Origin of the sequence: Streptomyces sp. NPDC052496 (genome assembly GCF_040679095.1) — a bacterium.
Lineage (GTDB): Bacteria > Actinomycetota > Actinomycetes > Streptomycetales > Streptomycetaceae > Streptomyces.
The window spans coordinates 126,532-150,416 of sequence record NZ_JBFAUH010000025.1 but is presented as its reverse complement, the minus strand read 5'-3'; the positions used below and the strand labels follow the sequence as shown (position 1 = coordinate 150,416).

Annotated in this window: 19 protein-coding genes, 1 pseudogene and 1 riboswitch; of the genes and pseudogenes, 6 read left to right on the top strand and 14 right to left on the bottom strand. The window is 73.7% G+C overall.

Going from position 1 to position 23,885, the window contains the following annotated elements; translation table 11 throughout:
• A pseudogene (locus tag AB0L45_RS29845) lies at positions 1-497 on the bottom strand (two-component sensor histidine kinase); the annotation flags it as partial.
• Positions 498-502: 5 nt separating this feature from the next.
• On the bottom strand, positions 503-1,156 hold the full coding sequence (locus tag AB0L45_RS29840) for a response regulator transcription factor (RefSeq protein ID WP_030021221.1): 654 nt from the start codon (positions 1,154-1,156) through the stop codon (positions 503-505).
• A 361-nt stretch (positions 1,157-1,517) separates the two neighbouring features.
• Between AB0L45_RS29840 and AB0L45_RS29835 the strand changes: the two genes are divergently transcribed.
• Entirely contained in the window at positions 1,518-1,691 is a 174-nt protein-coding gene (locus AB0L45_RS29835; RefSeq protein WP_365845353.1) for a hypothetical protein, read from the top strand.
• A gap of 108 nt (positions 1,692-1,799) precedes the next feature.
• On the opposite strand, the gene AB0L45_RS29830 is transcribed toward AB0L45_RS29835, so the two are convergent.
• Both AB0L45_RS29830 and AB0L45_RS29825 read right to left on the bottom strand, forming a co-directional pair.
• The gene (locus tag AB0L45_RS29830) at positions 1,800-2,600 is read right to left on the bottom strand and encodes an inositol monophosphatase family protein (RefSeq protein ID WP_365845351.1); all 801 of its coding nucleotides are present in this window, start codon (positions 2,598-2,600) and stop codon (positions 1,800-1,802) included.
• A gap of 172 nt (positions 2,601-2,772) precedes the next feature.
• Positions 2,773-3,954: a ferrochelatase gene (locus tag AB0L45_RS29825; RefSeq protein WP_365845349.1), complete on the bottom strand. Its 1,182-nt coding sequence runs from the start codon at positions 3,952-3,954 to the stop codon at positions 2,773-2,775.
• 145 nt (positions 3,955-4,099) lie between these two features.
• Here AB0L45_RS29825 and AB0L45_RS29820 point away from each other — a divergent pair, with 145 nt between their 5' ends.
• A complete protein-coding gene (locus tag AB0L45_RS29820; RefSeq protein ID WP_365845347.1) occupies positions 4,100-5,413 on the top strand; it encodes an MFS transporter in 1,314 nt (437 codons plus the stop codon).
• Complete coding sequence (locus AB0L45_RS29815; RefSeq protein WP_365845345.1) at positions 5,304-6,692, top strand: D-arabinono-1,4-lactone oxidase; 1,389 nt, start codon at positions 5,304-5,306, stop codon at positions 6,690-6,692. Before AB0L45_RS29820 ends, AB0L45_RS29815 begins: the two co-directional genes overlap by 110 nt.
• Before the next feature lie 296 nt (positions 6,693-6,988).
• Here AB0L45_RS29815 and AB0L45_RS29810 read toward each other — a convergent pair whose 3' ends face one another.
• Positions 6,989-8,137, bottom strand: a complete 1,149-nt coding sequence (locus tag AB0L45_RS29810; RefSeq protein ID WP_365845343.1) for a hypothetical protein — start codon at positions 8,135-8,137, stop codon at positions 6,989-6,991.
• Positions 8,138-8,633: 496 nt separating this feature from the next.
• On the opposite strand from AB0L45_RS29810, the gene sepH reads away from it, so the two are divergent.
• On the top strand, positions 8,634-9,698 hold the full coding sequence (gene sepH / locus AB0L45_RS29805) for a septation protein SepH (protein WP_365845341.1): 1,065 nt from the start codon (positions 8,634-8,636) through the stop codon (positions 9,696-9,698).
• An 89-nt stretch (positions 9,699-9,787) separates the two neighbouring features.
• On the opposite strand, the gene AB0L45_RS29800 is transcribed toward sepH, so the two are convergent.
• Entirely contained in the window at positions 9,788-10,624 is an 837-nt protein-coding gene (locus AB0L45_RS29800) for a sulfurtransferase (RefSeq protein WP_365845338.1), read from the bottom strand.
• A 285-nt stretch (positions 10,625-10,909) separates the two neighbouring features.
• Here AB0L45_RS29800 and AB0L45_RS29795 point away from each other — a divergent pair, with 285 nt between their 5' ends.
• Positions 10,910-11,683 carry a VOC family protein gene (locus AB0L45_RS29795; protein WP_365845336.1) on the top strand — a complete coding sequence of 258 codons (774 nt, stop codon included), beginning with the start codon at positions 10,910-10,912 and terminating at the stop codon, positions 11,681-11,683.
• Between the two features lie 20 nt (positions 11,684-11,703).
• Here the strand turns inward: AB0L45_RS29795 and AB0L45_RS29790 are convergent, their stop codons facing one another.
• From AB0L45_RS29790 to AB0L45_RS29775, 4 genes are all read right to left on the bottom strand, one after another.
• The gene (locus tag AB0L45_RS29790) at positions 11,704-12,357 is read right to left on the bottom strand and encodes a thymidine kinase (RefSeq protein ID WP_365845334.1); all 654 of its coding nucleotides are present in this window, start codon (positions 12,355-12,357) and stop codon (positions 11,704-11,706) included.
• A gap of 114 nt (positions 12,358-12,471) precedes the next feature.
• Entirely contained in the window at positions 12,472-13,680 is a 1,209-nt protein-coding gene (locus AB0L45_RS29785; protein ID WP_365845332.1) for a nucleotide pyrophosphatase/phosphodiesterase family protein, read from the bottom strand.
• On the bottom strand, positions 13,680-14,267 hold the full coding sequence (locus tag AB0L45_RS29780) for a DUF5998 family protein (protein WP_003981824.1): 588 nt from the start codon (positions 14,265-14,267) through the stop codon (positions 13,680-13,682). Before AB0L45_RS29780 ends, AB0L45_RS29785 begins: the two co-directional genes overlap by 1 nt.
• Positions 14,268-14,532: 265 nt before the next feature.
• Positions 14,533-17,739, bottom strand: coding sequence for a GNAT family N-acetyltransferase (locus AB0L45_RS29775; protein WP_365845329.1), 3,207 nt, complete (start codon positions 17,737-17,739; stop codon positions 14,533-14,535).
• Positions 17,740-18,081: 342 nt separating this feature from the next.
• Here AB0L45_RS29775 and AB0L45_RS29770 point away from each other — a divergent pair, with 342 nt between their 5' ends.
• Entirely contained in the window at positions 18,082-18,363 is a 282-nt protein-coding gene (locus AB0L45_RS29770; RefSeq protein WP_003981826.1) for an HPr family phosphocarrier protein, read from the top strand.
• 355 nt (positions 18,364-18,718) lie between these two features.
• On the opposite strand, the gene AB0L45_RS29765 is transcribed toward AB0L45_RS29770, so the two are convergent.
• The 4 genes from AB0L45_RS29765 to AB0L45_RS29750 all read right to left on the bottom strand — a co-directional run bounded on the left by AB0L45_RS29765 (position 18,719) and on the right by AB0L45_RS29750 (position 23,692).
• Positions 18,719-19,411, bottom strand: coding sequence for a GntR family transcriptional regulator (locus AB0L45_RS29765; protein ID WP_365845327.1), 693 nt, complete (start codon positions 19,409-19,411; stop codon positions 18,719-18,721).
• A 326-nt stretch (positions 19,412-19,737) separates the two neighbouring features.
• The gene (locus tag AB0L45_RS29760) at positions 19,738-20,535 is read right to left on the bottom strand and encodes a peptidoglycan DD-metalloendopeptidase family protein (RefSeq protein ID WP_365845324.1); all 798 of its coding nucleotides are present in this window, start codon (positions 20,533-20,535) and stop codon (positions 19,738-19,740) included.
• Positions 20,536-20,548: 13 nt separating this feature from the next.
• Positions 20,549-20,704, bottom strand: a riboswitch (cyclic di-AMP (ydaO/yuaA leader).
• Between the two features lie 262 nt (positions 20,705-20,966).
• On the bottom strand, positions 20,967-22,358 hold the full coding sequence (locus tag AB0L45_RS29755) for a pitrilysin family protein (RefSeq protein WP_365845322.1): 1,392 nt from the start codon (positions 22,356-22,358) through the stop codon (positions 20,967-20,969).
• On the bottom strand, positions 22,355-23,692 hold the full coding sequence (locus AB0L45_RS29750; protein ID WP_365845365.1) for a pitrilysin family protein: 1,338 nt from the start codon (positions 23,690-23,692) through the stop codon (positions 22,355-22,357). Before AB0L45_RS29750 ends, AB0L45_RS29755 begins: the two co-directional genes overlap by 4 nt.
• Between the last annotated feature and the right edge of the window lie 193 nt (positions 23,693-23,885).

Genomic DNA, 23,885 nt, shown 5'->3' with positions numbered 1-23,885 from the left:
TGCAGGTCCGAACCGGCCACCCGCTGAGCGGTCCGGGTGATGCGGCCCAGCGGCGACAGCACCCGCCCCGCCATCGCGTACCCGAAGGCGAACGCGACCACGGTCAGCCCCAGCAGCGCCAGCAGCGAGCGGTTGAGCAGGGTGTTCAGGGCCTGCGCCCGCTGGTGCTGGAGGCAGCTCTGGATCGCCTGGGTGAAGATCTCGCCGGAGGACTGACTGGGCAGGTCACAGACGTTGCTGGTGGCCGCGAAGTTGCCCCGGAGGATCTTGACGGGCAGCTCGCTGCCTTCCTGGAGCGCGTTGGCGGCCAGCATGTAGATGATCGTGAGCAGCACGATGCCCGCCATCAGGAACATGCCGCCGTACAGCAGCGTGAGCCGTATCCGGATGGTGGGGCGCAGCCAGGGGAAGGGCCGGACGTTGACCGGTTGGGGATCCCAGGTGGGCTTGGGCGGTGCGGGGGGCGGCGGGGTGGGCGCCTTGGACGAAGCGGGCATCGGCGTCAGATCCGGTAGCCGGAGCCCGGCACCGTCACGATCACCGCGGGCTCGCCCAGCTTGCGGCGCAGGGTCATGACCGTGACCCGTACGACGTTGGTGAAGGGGTCCGTGTTCTCGTCCCACGCCTTCTCCAGCAGTTGCTCGGCCGAGACGACCGTGCCCTCGCTGCGCATCAGCACCTCCAGCACCGCGAACTCCTTCGGCGCGAGCTGGACCTCCTTGCCGTCGCGGAAGACCTCGCGGCGGTTCGGGTCCAGCTTGATGCCGGCCCGCTCCAGGACGGGCGGCAGGGCGACCGTCGTACGGCGGCCCAGGGCCCGTACGCGGGCGGTCAGCTCGGTGAAGGCGAACGGCTTGGGCAGGTAGTCGTCGGCGCCGATCTCCAGGCCCTCGACGCGGTCGCTGACGTCACCGGAGGCGGTGAGCATCAGGACGCGGGTGGGCATCCCCAGCTCGACGATCTTGCGGCAGACGTCGTCGCCGTGCACCAGCGGCAGGTCCCGGTCCAGGACCACCACGTCGTAATCGTTGATCTCGATGCGTTCCAGGGCGGCCGCGCCGTCGTAGACCACGTCGACGGCCATGGCCTCCCGGCGCAGCCCGGTGGCCACCGCATCGGCGAGCAGCTGCTCGTCCTCGACGACGAGAACACGCACGTGGCAAATCCTTCCTCACGGCCCTGGAAGTTCCGGGGCACGGCAAACTCGGAGCCCCTCCATCCTGCCCCGAACAGCTGTAAACCGGCAGTAAGAGGGACCGGTGCCCCCCGGCGGCCGTGTCCCCCGGGGCTCCGGGGCGGCAGGCCCGGCCCCGGAACGGAGCCTTCCGGGCGGTTTTCGAATTCCCGTGCCGCTTGAGGTTTCCGTGAGGTTGCCCATGGGGAGGACGACTGCACACCCGCGATCACGCCCTGTACGGCGCCATGCCGCGCTGTGATCCACTCGCAGGGACCACGCCGTGATCGCCCCGCCCGTCGGCACACCCCCGTGCCACCGACCCACGACGAGGGGGCGCACCATGGACGCGTTCACCGCAGGCATTCTGCAGCGCATACGGAACACCGAGGCCGACCTGGACCGGGCCCGCGAGTCGGGCGACGACTTCCTCGTCGAGGTGGAGCAGGCCGAGCTGGAAGACCTGCAGCGCCTTGCCGCCGAGCACGGCGTGCAGGTCACGGCAGCCACCGCCTGACCCTTCCCGGCCGCGTACGACGGCAGCGCCCCGGACCCTGCCCAGGGTCCGGGGCGCTGTCGCGTTCCCACCGGGCGGCGGACGCCCGGCCCGCGCCGGCACGGGTGCTCAGTCGTGCCAGGCGCCCAGCTCCTCCAGCAGGGGCTGGAGCGTCGCGAACACCTCCGGTGAGGCAGCCACGGTCAGCCCGTTCGAAGCCGGCTCGCCGGGGCGGCCGCCGGTCAGCGCGCCGGCCTCGCGGGCGATCAGCGCGCCGGCCGCCATGTCCCACGGGTTCAGCCCGCGCTCGTAATAGCCGTCGAGCCGCCCGCAGGCGACGTCGCACAGGTCGATCGCGGCCGAACCGCCGCGCCGGATGTCGCGGACCTGCGGCAGCAGGGTGCGCAGCACCTCGGCCTGGGCGGCCCGGCGCTCGGCGGTGTAGGCGAAGCCCGTACCGATCAGGGCCTGGGAGAGCGGCGGCGCGGGGCGGCAGTGGACCGGCTCCCCGTCGCGGAACGCGCCGCCGCCCAGGACGGCGTGGTACGTCTCGCCGCGCACCGGCGCCGCGACCACGCCGGCGACGGCCTCGCCGTCCTTCTCCGCGGCGATGGAGACGGCCCAGGAGGGCAGCCCGTACAGGTAGTTGACCGTGCCGTCGACCGGGTCGATGACCCAGCGCACCCCGCTGCTGCCCTCGACGCTGGCGCCCTCCTCCCCCAGGAAGCCGTCGGCGGGGCGGTGCTCGGCGAGGAAGCCGGTGATCAGCTTCTCGCTGGCGATGTCCATCTCGGTGACGACGTCGATGGGGCTGGTCTTCGTGGCGGCCACGCCGAGGTCGGCGGGGCGGCCGTCGCGCAGCAGCTCACCGGCGCGGCGGGCGGCCTCCAGGGCCAGGTCGAGGAGTTCGGCGTACAGCGGGTCGGTCACGGTGCTCCTTGCTCGTACGGGCGGCCGCTGGTCGCGGCCGTGCGGGGCGGCCGCCGTGGGCAGCCGTGCGGGGCGGCCGCCCGTGCCGGCCGGGCGGGCGGCGCCTTTGTCGGGTGGGCTTCTGTACGCCGGGCGAACTCCGTACGGAGCCTGCGCTGCCTCCGTCAGGCGCCTACCCCTGGGTCTCCACCACCGGGCCCGTCCAGTCCGCGCCCGCGGCGGCCGGGCGCGGAGCCCGGGCCGGGCAGCAGCCGACCGGGCACAGGTCGTGGCTCGGCCCCAGCTCGCCGAGGGCGCAGCGCGCCGGGGCGCTGCCCCGCTCGGCCGCGGCGCGCTCCAGCACCAGGTCGCGGACGGCCGCGGCGAAGCGCGGGTCGGCGCCGACGGTGGCGGAGCGGGCGACCGGCAGGCCCAGTTCGGCGGCCTTGGCGGTGGCTTCGGTGTCGAGGTCGTACCTGACCTCCATGTGGTCCGAGACGAAACCGATGGGGGCCATGACGACGGCGGGGACGCCCGCGCCGTGCACCTCTTCGAGGTGGTCGCAGATGTCCGGCTCCAGCCACGGGATGTGCGGGGCGCCGCTGCGGGACTGGTAGACCAGCCGCCACGGGTGGTCGACACCGGTCTCCGCGCGGACCGCGTCCGCGATCACCCGGGCCACGTCCAGGTGCTGGGCGACGTACGCCCCGCCCTCGCCGTCCTCGGTGTGGTCCGCCGGGGTGCCGGAGGTGTCGGCCGCGGCGGTCGGGATGGAGTGGGTGGTGAAGGCGATGTGGGCACGGTCGCGGACGTCCGCGGGCAGCTCGGCCAGGGAGGCGAGCACGCCGTCGACCATCGGGCGCACGAAGCCGGGGTGGTTGAAGTAGTGCCGGAGCTTGTCCACCTGGGGCACCGGCAGCCCGTCGGCCCGGAGGGTGGCCAGCGCGTCGGCCAGGTTCTCGCGGTACTGGCGGCAGCCCGAGTACGAGGCGTAGGCGCTGGTGGCCAGGACGGCGATACGGCGGCGGCCGTCGCGGACCATCTCGCGCAGCGTGTCGACCAGGTAGGGCGCCCAGTTGCGGTTGCCCCAGTAGACCGGCAGGTCCAGGCCGTGCTCGGCGAAGTCCTTGCGCAGCGCGTCCAGCAGCTCGCGGTTCTGCGCGTTGATCGGGCTGACGCCGCCGAACAGGAAGTAGTGCTGCCCGACCTCCTTCAGGCGCTCGCGGGGGATGCCGCGGCCGCGGGTGACGTTCTCCAGGAAGGGGACGACGTCGTCCGGGCCTTCGGGGCCCCCGAAGGACAGCAGCAACAGGGCGTCGTAGGGAGCGGGGCTCCCCGCGGCGGAGGGAAGGGGCGCATCGCACTGTTCGGGCATGTCTTCGATCCTGCCACCAGCCACTGACAGCCGGAAAACCGGAGGCGGCCACCCGGAGAGCACGCGTAAGCTGTGTCGGCCTCAGACATGCCTTACCGATCTCCGGAACGCCCGGCATCGGCTCTTCACCGGCGGAGCTGCCCCCATGCCAAGCCCGTACCGCGCGCTCTTCGACACGCCCGGCACCAAGTCGTTCACCGCCGCCGGCTTCCTGGGCCGGATGACGCTGTCGATGACCAGCATCGGCATCGTCACCATGGTCTCCCTGCTGACCGGCCGGTACGGCCTGGCGGGCGTGCTGGCGGCGACCATCGCGATGTCCGCCGCGGTGCTCAGCCCGCTGATCTCCCGGCTGGTGGACCGGCACGGCCAGCGCCGGGTGCTGCGCCCGGCGACCCTGATCTCGGCGGCCGCCATCGCCGGGCTGCTGGTGAGCGCGCAGCAACGCTGGCCCGACTGGACGCTGTTCGTCTTCACGGCCTGCGCGGGCTGCGTACCGAGCGTCGGCTCGATGGTCCGGGCCCGCTGGGCGGCCGTCCACCACAGCTCTCCGCGCCTGCTGCACGCCGCGTACTCGTGGGAGTCGATCGTCGACGAGGCGTGCTTCATCGTCGGGCCGATCCTCTCCATCGGCCTGTCCACCTCCTGGTTCCCCGAGGCGGGCCCGCTGTTGGCGACCGTCTTCCTGGTGGCGGGGGTCTTCTGGCTGACGGCGCAGCGCGCGACCGAGCCGGCGCCGCATCCGCGCGAGGAGCACGCCAAGGGCTCGGCGCTGCGCTCGCGCGGCCTCCAGGTGCTGGTGGTCACGTTCGTGGCGACCGGGGCGATCTTCGGTGCGATCGACGTGGTGACGCTGGCGTTCGCCAAGGAGCAGGGCCACCAGGGCGCCGCCAGCCTGGTGCTCTCGACCTACGCGCTCGGGTCCTGCCTCGCCGGCGTGGTCTTCGGAATGATCCATTTCAAGGGCCCGGCCGGCCGCCGGTGGCTGGTGGGCGTGTGTGCGATGGCCGTGAGTATGATCCCGCTCCAACTGGTCGGGAACCTTCCGCTCCTGGCCGTGGCGCTCTTCTTCGCGGGCCTGTCCATCGCGCCGACGATGGTGACCACCATGGCCCTCGTCGAGCAGCACGTACCGCGCGCGAACCTGACCGAGGGCATGACCTGGACCAGCACCGGGCTCGCGGTCGGAGTGGCGCTCGGCTCGTCGGCCGCCGGATGGGTGGTGGACGCGGCCGGGGCCGGCCGCGGCTACCTGGTGCCGGCCGTGGCGGGGGCGCTCGCGGCGGCGGTGGCGTTCCTCGGATACCGCCGGCTGCGGCCGGCGGCGCAGCGGGAGGGGACGGGCGCGGATGACCGAGGCACACAGGACGACCGGCAGGAGCGGGACGGCCGTACGGACGGGGGCGGCCCGCACGGTCCGGGCGATACGGAGGACCAGGCCCCGGCCCGCCTGGCGTAACTGGGCGGGCACCGTCGCCGCGGAGCCGGCGCGGAGCGTCGCGCCGGCCTCCACCGGCGAACTGGCCGCGGCGGTCCGCGCGGCGGCCGCCGACGGGCTGACGGTCAAGGCGGCCGGCACCGGCCACTCCTTCACCGCGGCCGCCGCCACCGACGGGCTGCTCATACGGCCGGAGCGGCTGACCGGCATACGGGAGGTGGACCGCGCCGCCGGCACGGTGACCGTGGCCGCCGGCACCACGCTCAAGCACCTCAACCTGGTGCTCGCCTCGCACGGCCTGTCGCTGGCCAACATGGGCGACATCATGGAGCAGACGGTCTCCGGGGCGGCGAGCACCGGCACCCACGGCACCGGCCGCGACTCGGCGTCCGTCGCCGCCCAGATCACCGCACTGGAGCTGGTGACCGCGGACGGCGAGGTGCTCACCTGCTCCGCCGCCGAGAACCCGGAGGTCTTCGCGGCGGCCCGGGTCGGCCTGGGGGCGCTGGGCGTGATCACCTCCGTCACCTTCGCCGTGGAGCCGCAGTTCTGGCTGTCGGCCCGGGAGGAGCCGATGCCCTTCACCCGGGTGACGGCCGAGTTCGACCAGCTCGTGGCGGAGAACGAACACTTCGAGTTCTACTGGTTCCCGCACACGGGCAACTGCAACACCAAGCGCAACAACCGCAGCCAGGGCCCCGCCGCCCCGCTCGGCCGGATCAGCGGCTGGCTCGACGACGAGCTGCTGTCCAACGGGGTCTTCGGCGCCGCGTGCGCCGTCGGCCGGGCGGTGCCCGCCACCGTTCCGGGGATCGCCCGGCTCTCCAGCCGCGCGCTGTCGGCCCGTACGTACACCGACATCCCGTACAAGGTCTTCACCAGCCCGCGCCGGGTGCGCTTCGTGGAGATGGAGTACGCGCTGCCCCGGGAGGCCGCCGTCGAGGCGCTGCGCGAACTGCGGGCGCTGGTGGAGCGCTCGGACTTCCGGGTGAGCTTCCCGGTGGAGGTACGGACCGCGCCGGCCGACGACATCCCGCTGTCCACCGCCTCCGGGCGGGACACCGCCTACATCGCCGTACACATGTACCGGGGGACGCCGTACCGGGCGTACTTCACCGCGGCCGAGCGGATCATGACGGCGCACGGCGGGCGGCCGCACTGGGGGAAGCTGCACAGCCGCGACGCCGCTTACCTGGCCGGCGTGTACCCGCGGTTCGGCGAGTTCACCGCGCTGCGCGACCGGCTGGACCCGCAGCGCCTGTTCACCAACGCCTACCTGCGGCGCGTGCTGGGCGCGTGAGGGCGGGCCGGGCCGGAGGGACCGCCCGGACGGCTGAAACGCTCATTCGGCCCAACGTTCCGCAGGGATGAACGCCCCGGCGGGCCCGCGGGCCCGGCAACGCACCGGCCCGGACCCGGCGTGCTGCCGGGTCCGGGCCGGTTCGCCCACCGCCCGCGCCGGGCGGCATGGACGGTTCTGCCGTCGAATGGGATTCGGTCCCCGCGCGGGACGGAAATTCCGCGCCGGTTAAGGGGATTAGGTCCCCGGGCGGGACGGCATTACGTCCCGCCCGGGTGCGGATTTCCGTCCCGCGTTCACGAGGATTTCGGGTCCGGGACCTGCTGTCCGCCGGGCTGCTGGTTGTTCCGGTCGCCGGAATCGCCCGCGGAGTCGTCACCGCCCTTGCCGGTGTCGTGCCCGGCGCCGTCGCCGGTACCGCCGCCGGACTTCGACGGCTGCGGGCTCGGCGGCGGGGTGGGCTTGCCGCTCCGGCTCGCGTCCGGGGTCGGCGCCGGCGTGGACGGCTTGCCCGTACTGCCGGTGCTGCCGTCGCCGGTGCCGGTGGAGCCGCTGGGGCCGGGCGACGGCGTGCCGCCGGTGCTGCCCGTCGCGCCGTCACCGTGCGAGGTCCCGGGGGACGGCGAGTCCGTGGCGGGCGGGGTCTTCGGCTCGGACTTGTGCCCGTTGCCCGTGAAGACGTTGCCCACCGAGGTGCCCTGGCCGCCCGACGCGTCGTGCCCGGTCAGCAGCTCGACGCAGGTGACGGCCCCCAGCGACAGCACGAAGATCGCCAGCGCGGCCAGCGCCGGCCGCTTCCAGCCGCGCAGCCGCGTGCCGTACGTGGCGGTGCTGACCTCGTCGGCCCGCCGCGGCACCGCGGTGGCGCCGGCCGGCGGGTGGTCCGGGCGGGCCTGCCCCAGAGCCATGGTCCGGTCGTCGAGGCGCGGCACCAGCTGCGTACGGTCGGTGTCCCCGGCGTCCGCGCCGGTCGGCCGCGCCGCGCCGGCCTGCGGCAGCAGCTGCGTACGGTCGGCGTCCCCGGCCTGCGGAAGCAGTTGCGTACGGTCGGTGTCCCCGGCCGGCCCCTGGTCCTTGGCCGCGACGGACGTGATCTCGTCCTCCGCGCCGTGCCGGTCGAAGGTGGGCAGCACCATGCCGGTGCCGGATTCGGCGCCCGGCCGTCTGCGGGAGGCCGAGGACCGGCGCGGCTTCGGCCGGGTGCCGACCGTCGCGGCTTCCTTGAGCTGCTCGCCGGTACGCCGGAAGAGGTGCTGGAAGATCGTGCCACCGGTCGTGGCCACGACACTCACCACACCCGCGCCGATGATGGTCCCGTACACGCCGAGCTGCCCGGCGAGAAAGGCGGCGACCGCGGCCGCCAGGGCAGAGCCCGCGACCTGAGCCACGCTCAGGTCGAGCCGTTTCTCCTTGTTTTCCGTGTCGGTCTCGCTTTTGTTGTCCATCTCCAGCCTTTGATCGCCCCTTCGATCCATCTTGCACGGACAAGTGACCTATGGGCGAAGCCGGTAGTTCCGATTCTGCGGATTCTGTGAACCTCGCCACCCGTCACGCCGTGTAGAGAGATCGACAAGGCGACCAACTCCCTTGGCGCAGGTGAACTTCGGCGGCGCGGCGGTCCACCTCAGTGGCCCGAATGGAGTACTGTGGCGAGCCCTGGCCCCGGAATCCCGTCCGGCTGCCCGGATACACGGGAGGGGGCCGGAAGGTGGCACTCACCCCCGGGTGCCGCCGCCGGGCACGGGTGACTGGGAGCAGGAACAGGACATGGTCACTGAGCGTTGCGAACAGGTAACCGTGTCATAACGGCGTTTCTGGGCCAAGCCTCGACACGCCGGGTAACTCGGCAATGTTGTGGCAGGCTGCACCCGGGCAGGCCACACTCGACTAGCGGAAGCAGCGACGCACGTGACGTCGGCAGGCACCACCCGGGAGGTCCCCATGCCCGAACTGCGTGTCGTGGCCGTCTCCAACGACGGCACACGGCTGGTGCTCAAAGCTGCGGACAGCACCGAGTACACGCTTCCGATCGACGAGCGGCTGCGCGCCGCGGTCCGCAACGACCGCGCGCGGCTCGGCCAGATCGAGATCGAGGTCGAGAGCCACCTGCGCCCGCGGGACATCCAGGCCCGTATAAGGGCCGGTGCCTCCGCCGAGGAGGTCGCCCAGCTCGCCGGCATCCCGGTCGACCGGGTACGCCGCTTCGAGGGCCCGGTGCTCGCCGAGCGCGCCTTCATGGCCGAGCGGGCCCGTAAGACCCCCGTGCGCCGCCCCGGGGAGAACACCGGCCCCCAGCTCGGCGAGGCCGTCGCCGAGCGGCTGCTGCTGCGCGGCGCCGACAAGGACTCCGTGCAGTGGGACTCCTGGCGGCGCGACGACGGCACCTGGGAAGTCCTGCTGGTCTACCGCGTCGCGGCCGAGCCGCACTCGGCCATCTGGACCTACGACCCGCCACGGCGGCTCGTCCAGGCCGTCGACGACGAGGCGCGGGCGCTGATCGGCGAGACCGACGACACCCCGGAGCCGAGCTTCCCGTTCGTGCCGCGTATCGCGCGGCTGCCGCGCGACCGGCCGCTGGACCGCGCCCTGGACCGCCAGACGTCCCAGGACCGCGACCGCGACCGTACGGGCGGCGAGGACGACGAGCAGGCGCGGGCCGAGGACGGCTCCGGCGAACGGGAGCGCGACTCGCTCACCAGCCTCCTGGAGGCGGTGCCCAGCTTCCGGGGCGACATGGTCGTACCGGAGCCGGCGAAGGCACCGGCGCAGGAGGAGTCCGCCGAGGACGAGGAGCTGGAGGAGCCGGCCGCGCCGGCGGCCAGCGCGGGCGCGGGCTCGGCCTACGCCGATGTGCTCATGCCACGGGCGGTGGCCGGCCACCGGGACCGCCTCACCGGGACGACCGACCGGCAGGCCGAGGCCGACGGCGTCCGGCCGGGGCGGCGCGCCGCCGTACCGAGCTGGGACGAGATCGTCTTCGGGACGCGGCGCAAGAAACCGGAGTAGCGGCGGGCCCGGACGGCGGCGGGGACGCTGCCGGTCCGTACGCCCGCCCCTCTTCACGAACGGGCGTACGGGTCGTTTCCGGCCAGATGTCAGCCCGCCTCCGGTCCGGTGGCCACCGGGCGTGTCGGGTCGCTGGACCACTCGCTCCAGGAACCCACGTACAGCGCCGCCGGGACGCCCGCGACCGTGAGCGCCAGCACCTCTTGCGCGGCGGAGACACCCGAACCGCAGTAGACCCCGACCTCGGCGTCCGCGGTGGCCCCCAGGGCGCCGAAGCGCGCGGCCAGCTCCTCCGGCGGCAGGAACGTGCCGTCATCGGCGAGGTTCTCCGTCGTCGGCGCGGACAGCGCGCCCGGGATGTGCCCGGCCACGCGGTCGATGGGCTCCACCTCGCCCCGGTACCGCTCCCCCGCCCGCGCGTCCAGGAGGACGCCGCGTCGGGCCAGGGCCGCGGCCTCGTCCGCCGTCAGCAGCGGCAGCGCGCCGGGCGCCGCGGCGAAGTCGCCGGGCTTCGGCGACGGTACGTCGGTGTCGAGGGCGCCGCCGGACGCGGTCCAGGCGGCCAGGCCGCCGTCCAGGACCCGTACCGAGGGGTGTCCGGTGTAGCGCAGCATCCACCACGTACGGGCCGCGGACCACCCCTGCCCTCCGTCGTACACGACGACCGGGCGGTCCGCCGAGACCCCGGCCCGGCGCATGGTCTCGGCGAAAGCGCCGAGGTCCGGGAGGGGGTGGCGGCCGGCCGGACCCGCGGGGCCCGCGAGTTCGGTGTCCATGTCCACGTAGACGGCGCCGGGTACGTGGCCCGCCTCGTACTCGGGGCGACCGGGCGGGCCGCCGAGCCGGTAGCGGACGTCGAGGAGGACCGGCGGGGTTGCGGAGGCCAGTGCGTCCGCCAGCTCGGCGGCGGTGATGAGGGCGTTCATGGGCCTCATCCTCGCGCAGGTCCGGGCCGGTGGTGAAGGGTCGTCCGGACCCGCACGGGGCCCGTACGAGGTGCGTACGGGCGGTGACGTCGCACGTCCCCGTACGGCAACGTCGCGGAAACGGGTCCGAAACATCAAATCGGGCATTCTCCCATGGGAACGCGCCGAAGACGGCGCGGCCGGGGCGCGCAGCGGATGAGGGGGTGCGAGCATCTGCACGGGACGGCGCACTCGCGCCCGGTCCCCGCACGGCCACCACCCCGATGGTCCGAGGAGAGAGTGACGATGACGACCGAGGCAACGACTCGGCGGACGCCCGGCGCGCCTTGCTGGGTGAGTCTCATGGTGCACGACCTGGCCACGACGGAGCAGTTCTACGGCGCGCTGTTCGGCTGGGAGTTCAAAGCGGGACCGCAGCACTTCGGTCCGTACGTCCGGGCGTATCTCCACGGGCGGGAGGTGGCCGGGATCGGGGAACTGGCACCCGACCGCCACCTGCGGGTCGCGTGGACGACCTACCTGGCGAGTGACGACGCGGACGCGGCGGCCGAGCAGATCCGCGGCTGCGGCGGCACGGTCGCCGTCGGGCCGCTGGACGCGGACGACGAGGCGGGGCGGATGGCGATCGCCTCCGACCCGCAGGGGTCGGTCTTCGGGCTGTGGCAGGGCAAACAGATGGTGGGCGCGGCGCTGGTCGGCGTACCCGGGGCGCCGGTGTGGAACGAGCTGGTGACCCGGGAGACCGGCGTGACCGCCTTCTACGAGGCGGTGTTCGGCTACGAGACCCGGCCGGAGGACACCGTCCCCGGCTATCTGACGCTGCATCTGAAGGGGCGGCCGGTGGCGGGCGTCCACGGCGTCGGCGACGCGCTGCCGCGGGAGCTGGGGCCGCACTGGGTGACGTACTTCGCCGTCTCCGACACCGACGCCGCGGTCCGACGCGTGGTGGAGCTGGGCGGCCAGGAGGTGCGCGCGGCCGAGGACACCGCTTACGGGCGGGTCGCGACGGTCGCCGACCCGGAGGGGGCCACGTTCGCCCTGCTCCAGCAGCCCGGCTGAGCCGTTCCGCCCGGGTGGCGCTACTCCGCGGTGTACACCGGCAGCACGTCCGGGGAGAGCGCCGCGGCGTGGGCGCTGGCGGAGGTCTGGCGGCGCCGGTGGTGACGGCGGCAGAGCACCTCGTAGCCGACCTCCGCGGGGGCGCTGTGCACATCACCGATGACGACCTGCGCGCCCTCGACGACCATCTGGCCGTCGAGGGTGCGGGCGTTGTGGGTGGCGCGGGCGCCGCACCAGCACAGGGCCTCGACCTGGAGGACCTCTATGCGGTCGGCCAGTTCGACCAGGCGCTGCGAGCCGGGGAAGAGCTTGCTGCGGAAGTCGGTGCTGATGCCGAAGGCGAAGACGTCCAGCTCCAGGTCGTCCACGACGCGCGCGAGCTGGTCGATCTGGTCCGGGGCGAGGAACTGGGCCTCGTCGGCGATGACGTAGTCCACCCGGCCGCCGGAGCTCAGGGCGGCGACGATGTGCGCGTAGAAATCCATCTCGTCCGTCGCCTCGACGGCCTCGGTGACCAGCCCCAGGCGCGAGGAGAGCTTGCCGCGGCCGGCCCGGTCGTCGCGCGTGTAGATCATTCCTTGCAGGCCGCGGGCCGAGCGGTTGTGCTCGATCTGCAGAGCGAGGGTGCTCTTTCCGCAGTCCATCGTTCCGGAGAAGAACACCAGCTCGGGCATGGGAGAACGCGGGCCTTTCGGGCTCGTGGCGAGTGGGGGACGGTCGGGAGCGCACGTGGGGACGCGCTCGCGGGCGGCAGGAACGTGGTGGGGTGGGGCGGGGCGGGGCGGGGCTCAGGTGCGGACTTCGAGGAGCGGTACGAGCTGTTCGGCCGGGGTCATCGAGCCGTGCATACCGACCATCGCGGACTCGCGCGGCTCCGTCTCGCTCGCCACGATCACCATGTCGGCGTGCGCGGCGACGACGACGTCACCGATACGGGCCCGGACCCGGTCGTCGACCCGGGGGCCGAACCACCCGGCGGCGACGGCCTCGTCGCGGCCCGCCACCCACATATGTTCCCCGACCACTTCCCGCCACACCGCGAGCACGTCACCGGCCGCGCCGGGATGGGCGTACAGATGCCGCGCCCGCCCCTCGCCGCCCAGCAGCCGCACCCCGGCACGCAGTTCCCAGTCCTCGTCGAAGTCGATGCGGTGGTCCGGGCCGAACGGGATGTCCACCATGCCGTGGTCGGCGGTGACGTACAGCGCGCTGCGCGGCGGCAGTTGCTCGGCGAGGCGCTGGGCGAGGCGGTCGACGTACATCAGCTGGCCGCGCCAGGCGTCGGAGTCGACGCCGTAGCGGTGCCCGGCGCCGTCCACCTCGGCGTAGTACGTGTAGACCAGCGAGCGGTCGCCGGCGGCGAGCTGCTCGGCCGCCAGGTCCATGCGCTCCTCACCGGCCAGCCGGCCGTGGAACGTACCGCCGCTGAGCGCGACGTCGGTGAGCGGCGTGCGCTCGAAGTGGGGCGAGGAGACCTGGCAGGTGTGGATGCCGGCGGCGTGCGCCTGCTGGAAGACGGTGGGGTACGGCTGCCAGGCGTACGGGTCGGTCCACGGGTACCAGCGGAGCTGGTTCATCAGCTCGTCGGTGTCCGGGTTCAGACAGGTGTAGCCCGCCAGGCCGTGGGCGCCCGGCGGCAGGCCGGTGCCGACCGAGGCGAGCGAGGCCGCGGTGGTGGCCGGGAAGCCGGCGGTGATCGGGCGGCCGGTGCGGTTGAAGGAGCTGTCCAGAAGGGACGTCAGGAACGGCGCCTCGTCCGGGTGGGCGCGCAGCAGTTCCCAGCCGAGGCCGTCGACGAGGAAGACGCAGACGCGGTCGGCGGGGTCCAGGTCCATGCCCGGCGCGCCCGCCTGCCCGGTGCCGGGCAGGGTCAGGCCCTGGCCGGCGGTGACGGTGGGCAGCAGATCGGCGAGCGAACCGGTGCCGTAGCGGGGCACCGGCGCGCCGGCCAGGTCGAGGGGTTCCGGTTCCGGCCAGGCGGGGACGGCGTGCGCCATCAGCGGGTGGTCGCCGCGGTGGCTTCGGACAGCGCCTGGGCGAAGGCGAGGGTCTGCCGCACGGTGTCCGGGCCGTCGCCGGCCTCGCTGACGCGCAGCGACAGGTCGTCGGCCGTCGAGGAGCCGGTGTAGCCGTGGTCGGCCTCGCAGTTGGGGTCGCCGCAGGTGGCGGGCTCCAGGTCGAGGCGGGCGACGGCGCCCCAGCCGATGGTCAGCACGACCTCACGGGGCAGCCGGCCCGGGGTGTACGACTCGGGGTTGGCGACCACCCGGCTGAGCACGACCGAGGAGATCCGGCCCAGCTTCACGGACTCGGTGGAGGTCGTCGCGTACGGCGAAGGGGACGTGTCGTCGGCGGACTGCTCGTCGGTGTGGCTGACGATGAAGCGGGTGCCCGTCAGGACCAGGACCGTGACGTGGCGGCGGACCTCGTTGGCGTCGAAGGTCGTCTCCTGGTGGACCAAGTACGACACCACCGGCTCGCCGCCGACCGCGGCCTGCACCGCCTCGGCCACCAGGGCCGGGTAATAGCCGCTGCGCTCGATCGCCGCGCGCAGCCCTTGGGTCGTCGTACCGGTCTTAGCCATGCGGCCATCTTACGGGGCGTACCGGCCGGGGCGGGTCCGAGAGGCGACGGCCGGGGAGCGAGGGGGGCCGGGCGGGGGGGGCGGTGGGCGCACGTCAGGGATGCGCTGGCGGGTTCGGGGGCAGGGCGGCGCCGAGAGGTGGGGCCAGGGGCGGCGAGGCGGTCGTCCGGCGGGACCTGTGCCGGCGGGCGGGACTCCGCCCCGCGGGGTCTCGCCCGTCCGGGACCGTCTCCCCCACAGGGGCGGTCGGTCCCGCGCCCGGCTGTCAGTAGGCGGACATCCGGCGCGGGCCCAGGTCGGTGGTGGCCGGCGGGCGGGCCAGGCGGACCGTGGCGTCCAGGACGGCGAGGCCGTGCGGAGCGACCACGACCGGCTCCAGGTCGACACCGACGACCTCGGGGTGGTCGTCGACCAGCCGGGAGACCCGCAGCAGCAGGTCCTCCAGGGCGGCGGTGTCCACCGGCTGGCTGCCGCGCCAGCCGAAGAGCAGCGGAGCCGTGCGGATGGACCGTATCTGTTCGGCGACGTCCCGGTCCGTGGCGGGGATGAGGCGGTGTGCCGTGTCACCGAGGAGCTGCGAGGGGGCACCGGCCAGGCCGAAGGACAGGACGGCGCCGGCGGCCGGGTCGATGGCGGCGCGCACGACCGTGTCGACACCGCGCGGCACCATCGGCTGGACGACCAGGCGCAGCTCCTCCGGCTTGCCGAGGAAGTCGGTCAGCTCGGCGTAGGCGCGGCGCAGCTCCGCCTCGCCGGTCAGGTCGAGGCGGACACCGCCGAGGTCGGGGCGGTGCCGCAGGTGCGGCGCGGTGGTCTTCAGGGCGACCGGGTACCCCAGGCGGGCGGCGGCCCGTACGGCGGTGTCCGGGTCGGGCGCCGGGTGGGCGGGGCGCACCGGGATGCCGTACCGGGCCAGGAGGGCGTGGGCGTCCTCGGCCGGCAGCGGAACGGAACGGGTGATGTCGGCGTGCCGGGCGAGCTCGTCGAGCAGCCGGTCGATGTCGGCGCCGGCGGCGGCTTCCTCGATGTCCTCGTACTCGGGCACCCGGCCCGGATCGGCGGCGTCCCGGCGCCATTTCGCGTACCGCACCGCCTGCGCGAGCGATCTGACGGCGCGCTCGGCGGCGGGGAAGGCCGGTATCAGGGGGGTGGAGGGGGAGGCGGGGGGCGGGGAGCCGGTGGCTGGGGATCCGGGGGTCGGGGAGCCGGGGGGCTCGTCGGCGCCGGTCGGACCGGTCGTGCCGGGCGGGGGTGTGGCGGGGCTCTGTGGGGCTGTGGGGGCGCCGCCGGGGGCCGTGGGGGCTCCGGGGCGGGCCGGGGCGCTGGGGGGCGGCTGCGGGGCGTTGGGAGGCGGTGGTGAGGCGGTGCGGGACGGCTGGGAGGTGCGGTGGGGCGGCTGCGGGGTGTCGCCGTACGGGTGGGAGGCGTGGCCGCCGTACGGCTGCGAGGCGCGCGGCGGCAGCTGAGAGGTGTGGTCCGACGGCTGCCGTCCATCGCCGTACGACCGTGAGGCACCGTCGAACGACCGCGAGGCACCGTCGAACGACCGCGCCGCGCCGCCGTCCCCCCGCGCCCCCTCACCCGACGGCGGCGGAGCCGCCAGGGCGTCGGCGAGGGCGTCCATGGCCAGGTGCACGACGGTGACCGGCTTGGCGGGCGCGGCGGACGAGGCCGCTTCGCGCAGCGCGGCGGCGAGGTCGGCGCCCTCTCCCGGGGAGGCCACGCCCTCCTCCCCCACCCAGGGGATGGCCGTGACGACGACCGCGTCGCACAGCCCGTTGGCCAGGGCCGCGGCCAGCGCCGTACGGAAGTCCTCCGGTGTGGCCGCGGCGGCGAGGACGTGCGGCCGCAGCGGGCGCAGCCCCTCCGTCAGGCAAGCGTCGTAGGTCAGCAGGGCGAGGGACTCGGAATTGCCGAGGATGGCGACGCGCGGGCCGTTCGGCAGCGGCTGGGAGGCGAGCAGCAGACCGGCGTCGATCAGCTCGGTGACCGTGTCGACGCGGATCACGCCGGCCTGGCGCATCAGGGCGGAGACCGTGCTGTCGGGGATGCGGACCGTGGGGACGGTGTGGCCGAGCGGCGCGGTGCCGGTGTGGCGGGCGCCCTTGGCGACGACGACGGGCTTGACGGCGGCCGTACGGCGGGCGAGCCGCATGAACTTGCGCGGGTCGCCGATGGACTCCAGGTACAGGATCGCCACGTCGGTGGCCGGGTCGTCGTACCAGTACTGGAGCAGGTCGTTGCCGGAGAGGTCGGCGCGGTTGCCGGCCGACAGGAAGGTGGAGATCCCGGCGATCGAGCCGTCCCCGGGGCCGCGCCGGTGCAGCCCGCTGAGCAGGGCGATGCCGATCGCGCCGGACTGGGTGAACAGGCCGATGCGCCCGGCGCCGGGCAGCTGCGGGGCGAGGGAGGCGTTCAGACGGACGTCGGGCGCGGTGTTGATCAGGCCGAAGGCGTTCGGCCCGATGAGCCGCATGCCGTACGAGCGGGCCTGGCGCAGCAGGGCGCGCTGCCGCTCGCGCCCTTCGGGGCCGGACTCGGCGTACCCGGAGGAGAGGATCACCAGGCCGCGCACGCCGTGCGCACCGCAGTCGCGGACCACGTCGGGGACCTGGGCGGCGGGGACGGCGAGCACCGCGAGGTCCACCGGCTCGGGGATCTCGGGCACCGAGCGGTGGCCGGGCACGCCCTCCGGATCGAGCCGGGTGCCGCCCTCGGGGAAGGCGTGGTTGACCGCGTACACCCGGCCCGGGTAGCCGGAGTCGAGGAGGTTGCGCAGGACGGAGCGGCCGACGCCGCCGGGGGCGCGGCCGGTGCCGATGACGGCGACCGAGCCGGGCGCCAGCAGGCGCTGCACCGAGCGGGCCTCGGCGCGCTGCTCGCGGCCGCGCATGACGGCCATGGACTGCTCGGTGGGCTCCAGGTCGAACTCCAGGCGCACCACGCCGTCTTCGAAGGTGCGCTGCTGGGTGTACCCGGCGTCCGTGAAGACCTTGATCATTTTGGTGTTGGCGGGCAGCACCTCGGCCGCGAACCGGCGGATGCCGCGCTCCCGGGCCACCGCGGCGATGTGCTCCAGGAGCGCGGAGGCCACCCCGCGGCCCTGGTGGGCGTCCTGGACGAGGAAGGCGACCTCGGCCTGGTCGGCGCCGGGCTCCTTGGCCGGGCGGCCCCGGTCGTCGATGCGGTCGTAGCGGACCGTGGCGATGAACTCGCCGCCCACGGTGGCGGCCAGGCCGACCCGGTCGACGTAGTCATGGTGGGTGAAGCGGTGCACGTCACGGTCGGACAGGCGCGGGTAGGGCGCGAAGAAGCGATAGTACTTCGACTCGTCCGAGACCTGTTCGTAGAACGAGACCAGGCGCTGCGCGTCGTCGGGGGTGATGGGGCGGATGCGCGCGGTGCCGCCGTCGCGCAGCACGACATCGGCTTCCCAGTGGGCCGGGTAGACGCTGTCCGACGGGCTCTGCATGGGGGACAGCGTACGGCCCGCCACTGACAACCGGCTCGGTGTGCGCGGCCGCGAGGGGCCGGGCAGGCCGGTGCGTGGCCGGCGGTCCCGGATCACGGTCCCGGGCAGTGGTTCCGAAGGACGGTCCCCCGGGCAGCGGTCCCGGAGGACGGTTCCGGGCAGCGGTCCCAAGATGGACGGTCCCAGACAGCGGTCCCGGATGGCGGACGGTCCGGCCGCGCGCCCATGACCTGCCGGTAGCGTGCTGAAAGCCCGCGACGGCCACCGTCGTGGGCTGCCGGAGCACCCCCGGCGCCATGAGACACTGGTCTAGACAACCTCAACGACTTGAAGGGCAACACCATGGCTGAGCGCCGCGTCAATGTCGGTTGGGCCGAGGGTCTGCACGCCCGCCCCGCCTCGATCTTCGTCCGGGCGGCCACCGCCTCCGGTGTGCCCGTGACGATCGCCAAGGCCGACGGCAACCCGGTCAACGCGGCCTCCATGCTGGCCGTGCTGGGCCTGGGCGCCCAGGGTGGCGAGGAGATCGTGCTGGCCTCCGACGCCGAGGGCGCCGACGCCGCGCTCGACCGTCTCGCGAAGCTGGTCGCCGAGGGCCTTGAGGAGCTCCCGGAGACCGTCTGAACCGCCTCGCGGGTCACTGTGTTCGCGGCTCCGCCGCGGTAGCCGGGTTCCCGGCGCCGGGCGGGGCCGTTTTTTGTCGGTTTTTCGCCGCGCCCGCCGGCCCTTCGCCGGATTTCCTTCGGCTTCTGGCCGGCCTCCCGCACGTCCCGACAATGCCACGGCTTCCCGCATACGCCGCGCAGATCAAATAAGGCAGCCCGCTCGGAACATTCCGCGCGCCGCCCTTCAGGTACGCGCAATTCCCGGGCCGCTCCCCTGCCCCGTACGGCTCCCCCGATATTCACGGATCCCGCCCCCTCCTTTCCGGAGAGAGCGTGTACCGCGTACCGCATACCGCTTGTATACGGCTCCCCTGTTAATTCCGTTCGCGCGCCGTGTTTACGGCCGGTTTCGGATCCCTCACAGCCGGCCCGGGGACCACGGGGCGCAGCCGGTACGCCGGGCGTGAGCGTTCGATGTGCGCCGCCATCAGGGTCCGGGCCCGCTCGGCGTCCCCGCGGCTCACCGCGTCCAGCACCGCCCCGTGCTCCTCCCAGGAGCGCTCGTCGCGGGCCGGGAGGTCGACCGCGTACATCCAGTCGATCTTGCGTCGCAGCTGGGTGAGGAGCGCCGCCATGCTGGGGCTGCCGGACGCCTGGGCGAGCGTCTCGTGGAACCAGCCGTCGAGTTGGCGCAGCTCGGCGCGGTGGCCGTGGCGGGCGCGCTCACGGCCCAGCCGTACGACGCCACGCAGCACCTTGACGTGCGCCGCGGTACGGCGGGCGGCGGCGCGCGCGGCGCCCAGCGGCTCCAGCAGCGCCCGGATGTCCAGGAGGTCGGCCGCCTCGCGCTCGGTCGGCTCCGCCACGCAGGCGCCCGCATGGTGCCGGATGGTCACGAAGCCCTCGGACTGCAACGTGCGCAGCGCCTCGCGCACGGGAACGCGGGAGACGCCGTACCGGCCGGCCAGCAGCTCCTCGATCAGCCTGCTGCCCGGCGGAAGAGCGCCGGATACGATCTCGTCGCGGATCGCCGTGCACACCACATGCGCGGAAATGGGGCCTCGCATCGCCTGTGCCTCCGCCGTAATCCCGTGCGAACATCCCGGAATGCCACCGGGTGGCGGCATTCGGTGTGACTCTATTCGACAGGAAGACGTCGTCCGGCGGTCACGGCGAATTCATGGATATCTTTTGGCCAGAACGCGCCGGACGGCATACGAGGGTCGCTTACGGGGGACGGCATACGGACAGGGCGGGATTGGGGCGGGACGGTATCCACGCGAGACGGCATACGGGCGCGACCGCCTCAGGAGACGGGCCCGCGGCACCCGCCCCGCACACGCAGACGCCCCGGCCGCGCGGGCCGGGGCGTCGTACGGGGGACGGGTGTGCGTCAGACGTTCACGCCGTGCGAGCGCAGGTAGGCGACCGGGTCCATGTCCGAGCCGTACTCCGCCGAGGTGCGGGCCTCGAAGTGCAGGTGCGCGCCGGTGGTGTTGCCGGTGTTGCCCGACAGGGCGATCTGCTGGCCCGGGGTGACGGTCTGGCCGACCGAGACGTTGATCGACGACAGGTGGCCGTACTGGGTGTAGGTGCCGTCATTCATCTTGATGACGACGTTGTTCCCGTACGCGCCGCCCCAGCCGGCCTCGACGACCGTGCCCGAGCCGACGGCGTGGACGGTGGTGCCGGAGGAGGCGTGGAAGTCGATGCCGGTGTGGCTGCCGGAGGACCACAGACCGCTGGAGGCCTTGTAGCTGGTGGACACGTAGGAGCCGTCGATGGGGGCGACGTACGTGAGCAGGCGCTTGCGCTCGGCCTCGCGGGCGGCGCGCTCCTTGGCCTCGCGCTCCTTCTTCGCCTCGGCCTCGGCCTGGCGCTTGGCCTCCTCGGCCTGCTTGCGCGCCTCGGCCTCGGCCTTGGCCTGCGCGGCGGCGGCCTCGGCGGCCTCCTGCTGCGCGTCGGCCTGCGCCTCGATCTGCTCGGCCAGCTCGTCACCGAGGACGACGGCCTGGTGGAGGCCGGTGTCGTGGGTGCTCGCGTCGTCCGGGTTGCCGGCCGCCAGGGCCGGGGAGGCGACGGAGGCGATGACGCCGGACGCGGCGAGCGTGGCTATGCCGGCGAGGTTACGGGTCGTCCGCGCGCTGCGGCTCGGACCACGGTGCTTCCCGGTGGCACGGGTGAACGCCATGGGCTGGCTGTGTCCTTTCCTTCCCTCTCGCCTACCGGGTTAGCTGACGGGTTCGGAGCAGGAAGGTCTCCTACGGGCGCCTCCGGGAAGGCGTCCGATTCACCCCAAGGGACGGTGGGTCCCCGGCTCCCCTGGCTCGCGCCGTACGGGGACTCGGCGATGACTGTCCGTGCCGCGGTTGCGGCGGTGATCCTGCGGACAGCCGGATCGACGCTAAACGGGGCAACTTTCAATCGGCAAACAGAACCCCGGTTTTGTGCCGTACGCCACACGGGCACCGTGCAACCACCCACAACAATTGGGACATAAAGAAGATCCAGTGGTGTCTGCGCACCACTGGATCCCTCAGGTGACCATGCCTCACCCGCCCGGGTCACGGACCGTCGGGCGCGGACGGCCGCCGGCAGCCGTCCGCGCCCGGTGCGGCGCCGTCAGCCCTTGACGACCGTCACCTCGCCGATGCCGAGCGCCTTGACGGGCTCCTCGATCTCGGCGGCGTCGCCCACCAGGACCGTCACCAGCCGGTCGCCCGGGAAGGCGTTGACGACCGCGGCGGTCGCCTCGACCGTGCCGGTGCGCGCCAGCCGCTCGTACAGCCGGGCCTGGAAATCGTCCGGGAGCTGCTGCTCGACCTGGTCGGCGAGGGTGCCCGCGACGGCCGCTGCGGTCTCGTACTTCAGCGGCGCGACCCCGACGAGGTTCTGTACGGCCACGTCGCGCTCGGCGTCGGTCAGGCCCTCCGCCGCGAGGGTGCGCAGCACCTTCCAGAGGTCCTCCAGCGCCGGTCCGGTGGAGGCGGTGTCCACCGAGCCGCTGATGGCGAGCATCGCGGCGCCGTCACCGTCGGCCGAGGAGCGCAGCACCTGGCCGAAGGAGCGCACCCCGTAGGTGTAGCCCTTCTCCTCGCGCAGCACCCGGTCCAGGCGGGAGGTGAGGGTGCCGCCCAGGCAGTACGTGCCGAGCACCTGGGCGGGCCAGACGTCGTCGTGCCGGTCGGCGCCGATCCGGCCGATCAGCAGCTGCGTCTGGACGGCACCGGGGCGGTCGACGATCACGACACGGCCGGTGTCGTCGGCGGTGATCGGGCTGGCCTTGACCGGTTCGGCGGGCGAACCCGTCCAGGCGCCGAGGGTCTCGGCGAGGGCCGCGTCCAGGTCGATGCCGGTGAAGTCGCCGACGATGACCGCGGTGGCCGTGGCGGGGCGCACATGGGCCTCGTAGAAGGCGCGTACGGCCGCCGCGTCGATACGGGTGACGGTCTCCTCGGTGCCCTGGCGCGGCCGCGACATCCGGGAGTCGGCCGGGAACAGCTCCTTCGAGAGGGCCATCGCGGCACGGCGCGCCGGGTTGGCGAGCTCGTGCGGGATCTCGTCGAGGCGGTTGCGCACCAGGCGCTCCACCTCGCCGTCCGGGAAGGCCGGGGCGCGCAGCGCGTCGGCGAGCAGGCCCAGCGCCTTGTCCAGCCGGGAGGCCGGGACCTCCAGGGAGACGCGGACGCCGGGGTGGTCGGCGTGCGCGTCCAGGGTGGCGCCGCAGCGCTCCAGCTCGGCGGCGAACTCCTCGGCGTCGTGCTTGTCGGTGCCCTCGGACAGGGCACGCGCCATGATCGTGGCGACCCCGTCCAGGCCCGCGGGCTCGGCCTCCAGGGGCGCGACGATGTCGATCTCGACGGCGACCACCTGCTGGCCGGGGCGGTGGCTGCGCAGGACCGTCAGGCCGTTGGGCAGCTGCCCGCGCTCGGGGGCCGGGAAAGCCCACGGCTTGGGTTCGCCGCCGGACGGCTGCGGGTGGAAGGTCATCGTGGTGCTGACGGCGTCGCTCACTGGGCCGCCTCCTCGTCGTTGTCCTCGGCGGCGGTCGGCTCGGTCGGCTCGTACACGAGGACCGCGCGGTTGTCGGGGCGCAGCCGGGCCTGAGCCACCTGCTGCACCTCCTGGGGGGTGATGTCCAGGACGCGCTGCACGGCCGTCAGGGCGAGCTGCGGGTCGCCGAACAGGACCGCGAACCGGCACAGTTCGTCGGCGCGGCCGGCGGCCGTGGCGAGCCGGTCCAGCCACTCGCGCTCCAGCTGGGCCTGCGCGCGCTCCATCTCCTCCGGGGTGGGCCCCTCGTCGGCGAAGCGGGCCAGCTCCTCGTCGACGGCCCTCTCGATGGCGGGCACCTCGACGCCGCCGGACGTCTTGACGTCCAGCCAGCCGAGTGACGGCGCGCCGGCCAGCCGCAGCAGGCCGAAGCCCGCCGCCACGGCCGTGCGGTCGCGGCGCACCAGCCGGTTGTACAGGCGCGAGGACTCGCCGCCGCCGAGCACCGTCAGCGCCAGGTCCGCCGCGTCGGCCTCGCGGGTGCCGTCCTGGGGGAGGCGGTAGGCGGCCATCAGGGCGCGGGAGGGGACGTCCTCCTCGACGACCTCGCGCAGCTCCTTGCCGATGACGTCCGGGAGGGAGCCGTCGCGCGGCGGCTGCTTGCCCTCGTGGCCGGGGATGGAGCCGAAGTACTTCTCCACCCAGGCGAGGGTCTGCTCGGGGTCGATGTCGCCGACGACCGAGAGCACCGCGTTGTTGGGCGCGTAGTACGTACGGAAGAAGGCCCGCGCGTCCTCCAGGGAGGCGGCGTCCAGGTCGGCCATCGAACCGATGGGCGTGTGGTGGTACGGGTGTCCCTCCGGGTAGGCCATGGCCGTCAGCTTCTCGAAGGCCGTGCCGTAGGGGACGTTGTCGTAGCGCTGCCGGCGCTCGTTCTTGACGACGTCGCGCTGGTTCTCCAGGGACTCCTCGTCGAGCGCCGTCAAGAGGGAGCCCATGCGGTCGGCCTCCAGCCACAGCGCGAGCTCCAGCTGGTGGGCGGGCATGGTCTCGAAGTAATTGGTGCGCTCGAAGCTGGTTGTGCCGTTCAGGGAGCCGCCGGCGCCCTGGACCAGTTCGAAGTGACCGTTGCCCGTGACCTGGGCGGAACCCTGGAACATGAGGTGCTCGAAGAGGTGGGCCAGGCCGGTGCGGCCCTTGACCTCGTGACGCGAGCCGACGTCGTACCAGAGGCAGACCGCCGCGACCGGGGTCAGGTGATCTTCGGAGAGCACCACACGCAGGCCGTTGGCCAGCCGGTGCTCGGTCGCTGTCAGGCCGCCGGAGCCGGCTTGTTCTGTGGCCGTGTGACCCATGGGCATGTACGTCCCTTCGATCCGCTTGCGAGGAAGTTCTGTCACTGTATGCAAGCGCGTCGGGCTATGGCGAAGTTCCCGACCGGGCTGCCTCGTACGAGCGGACTTCGCGGACACCCCGTCCGGGGGCTCCGGGGAGGGTCGCGGTCGGCGTTGTCAGTGGGGCGGGCCACAATGGTCCGCGAAAGACCCG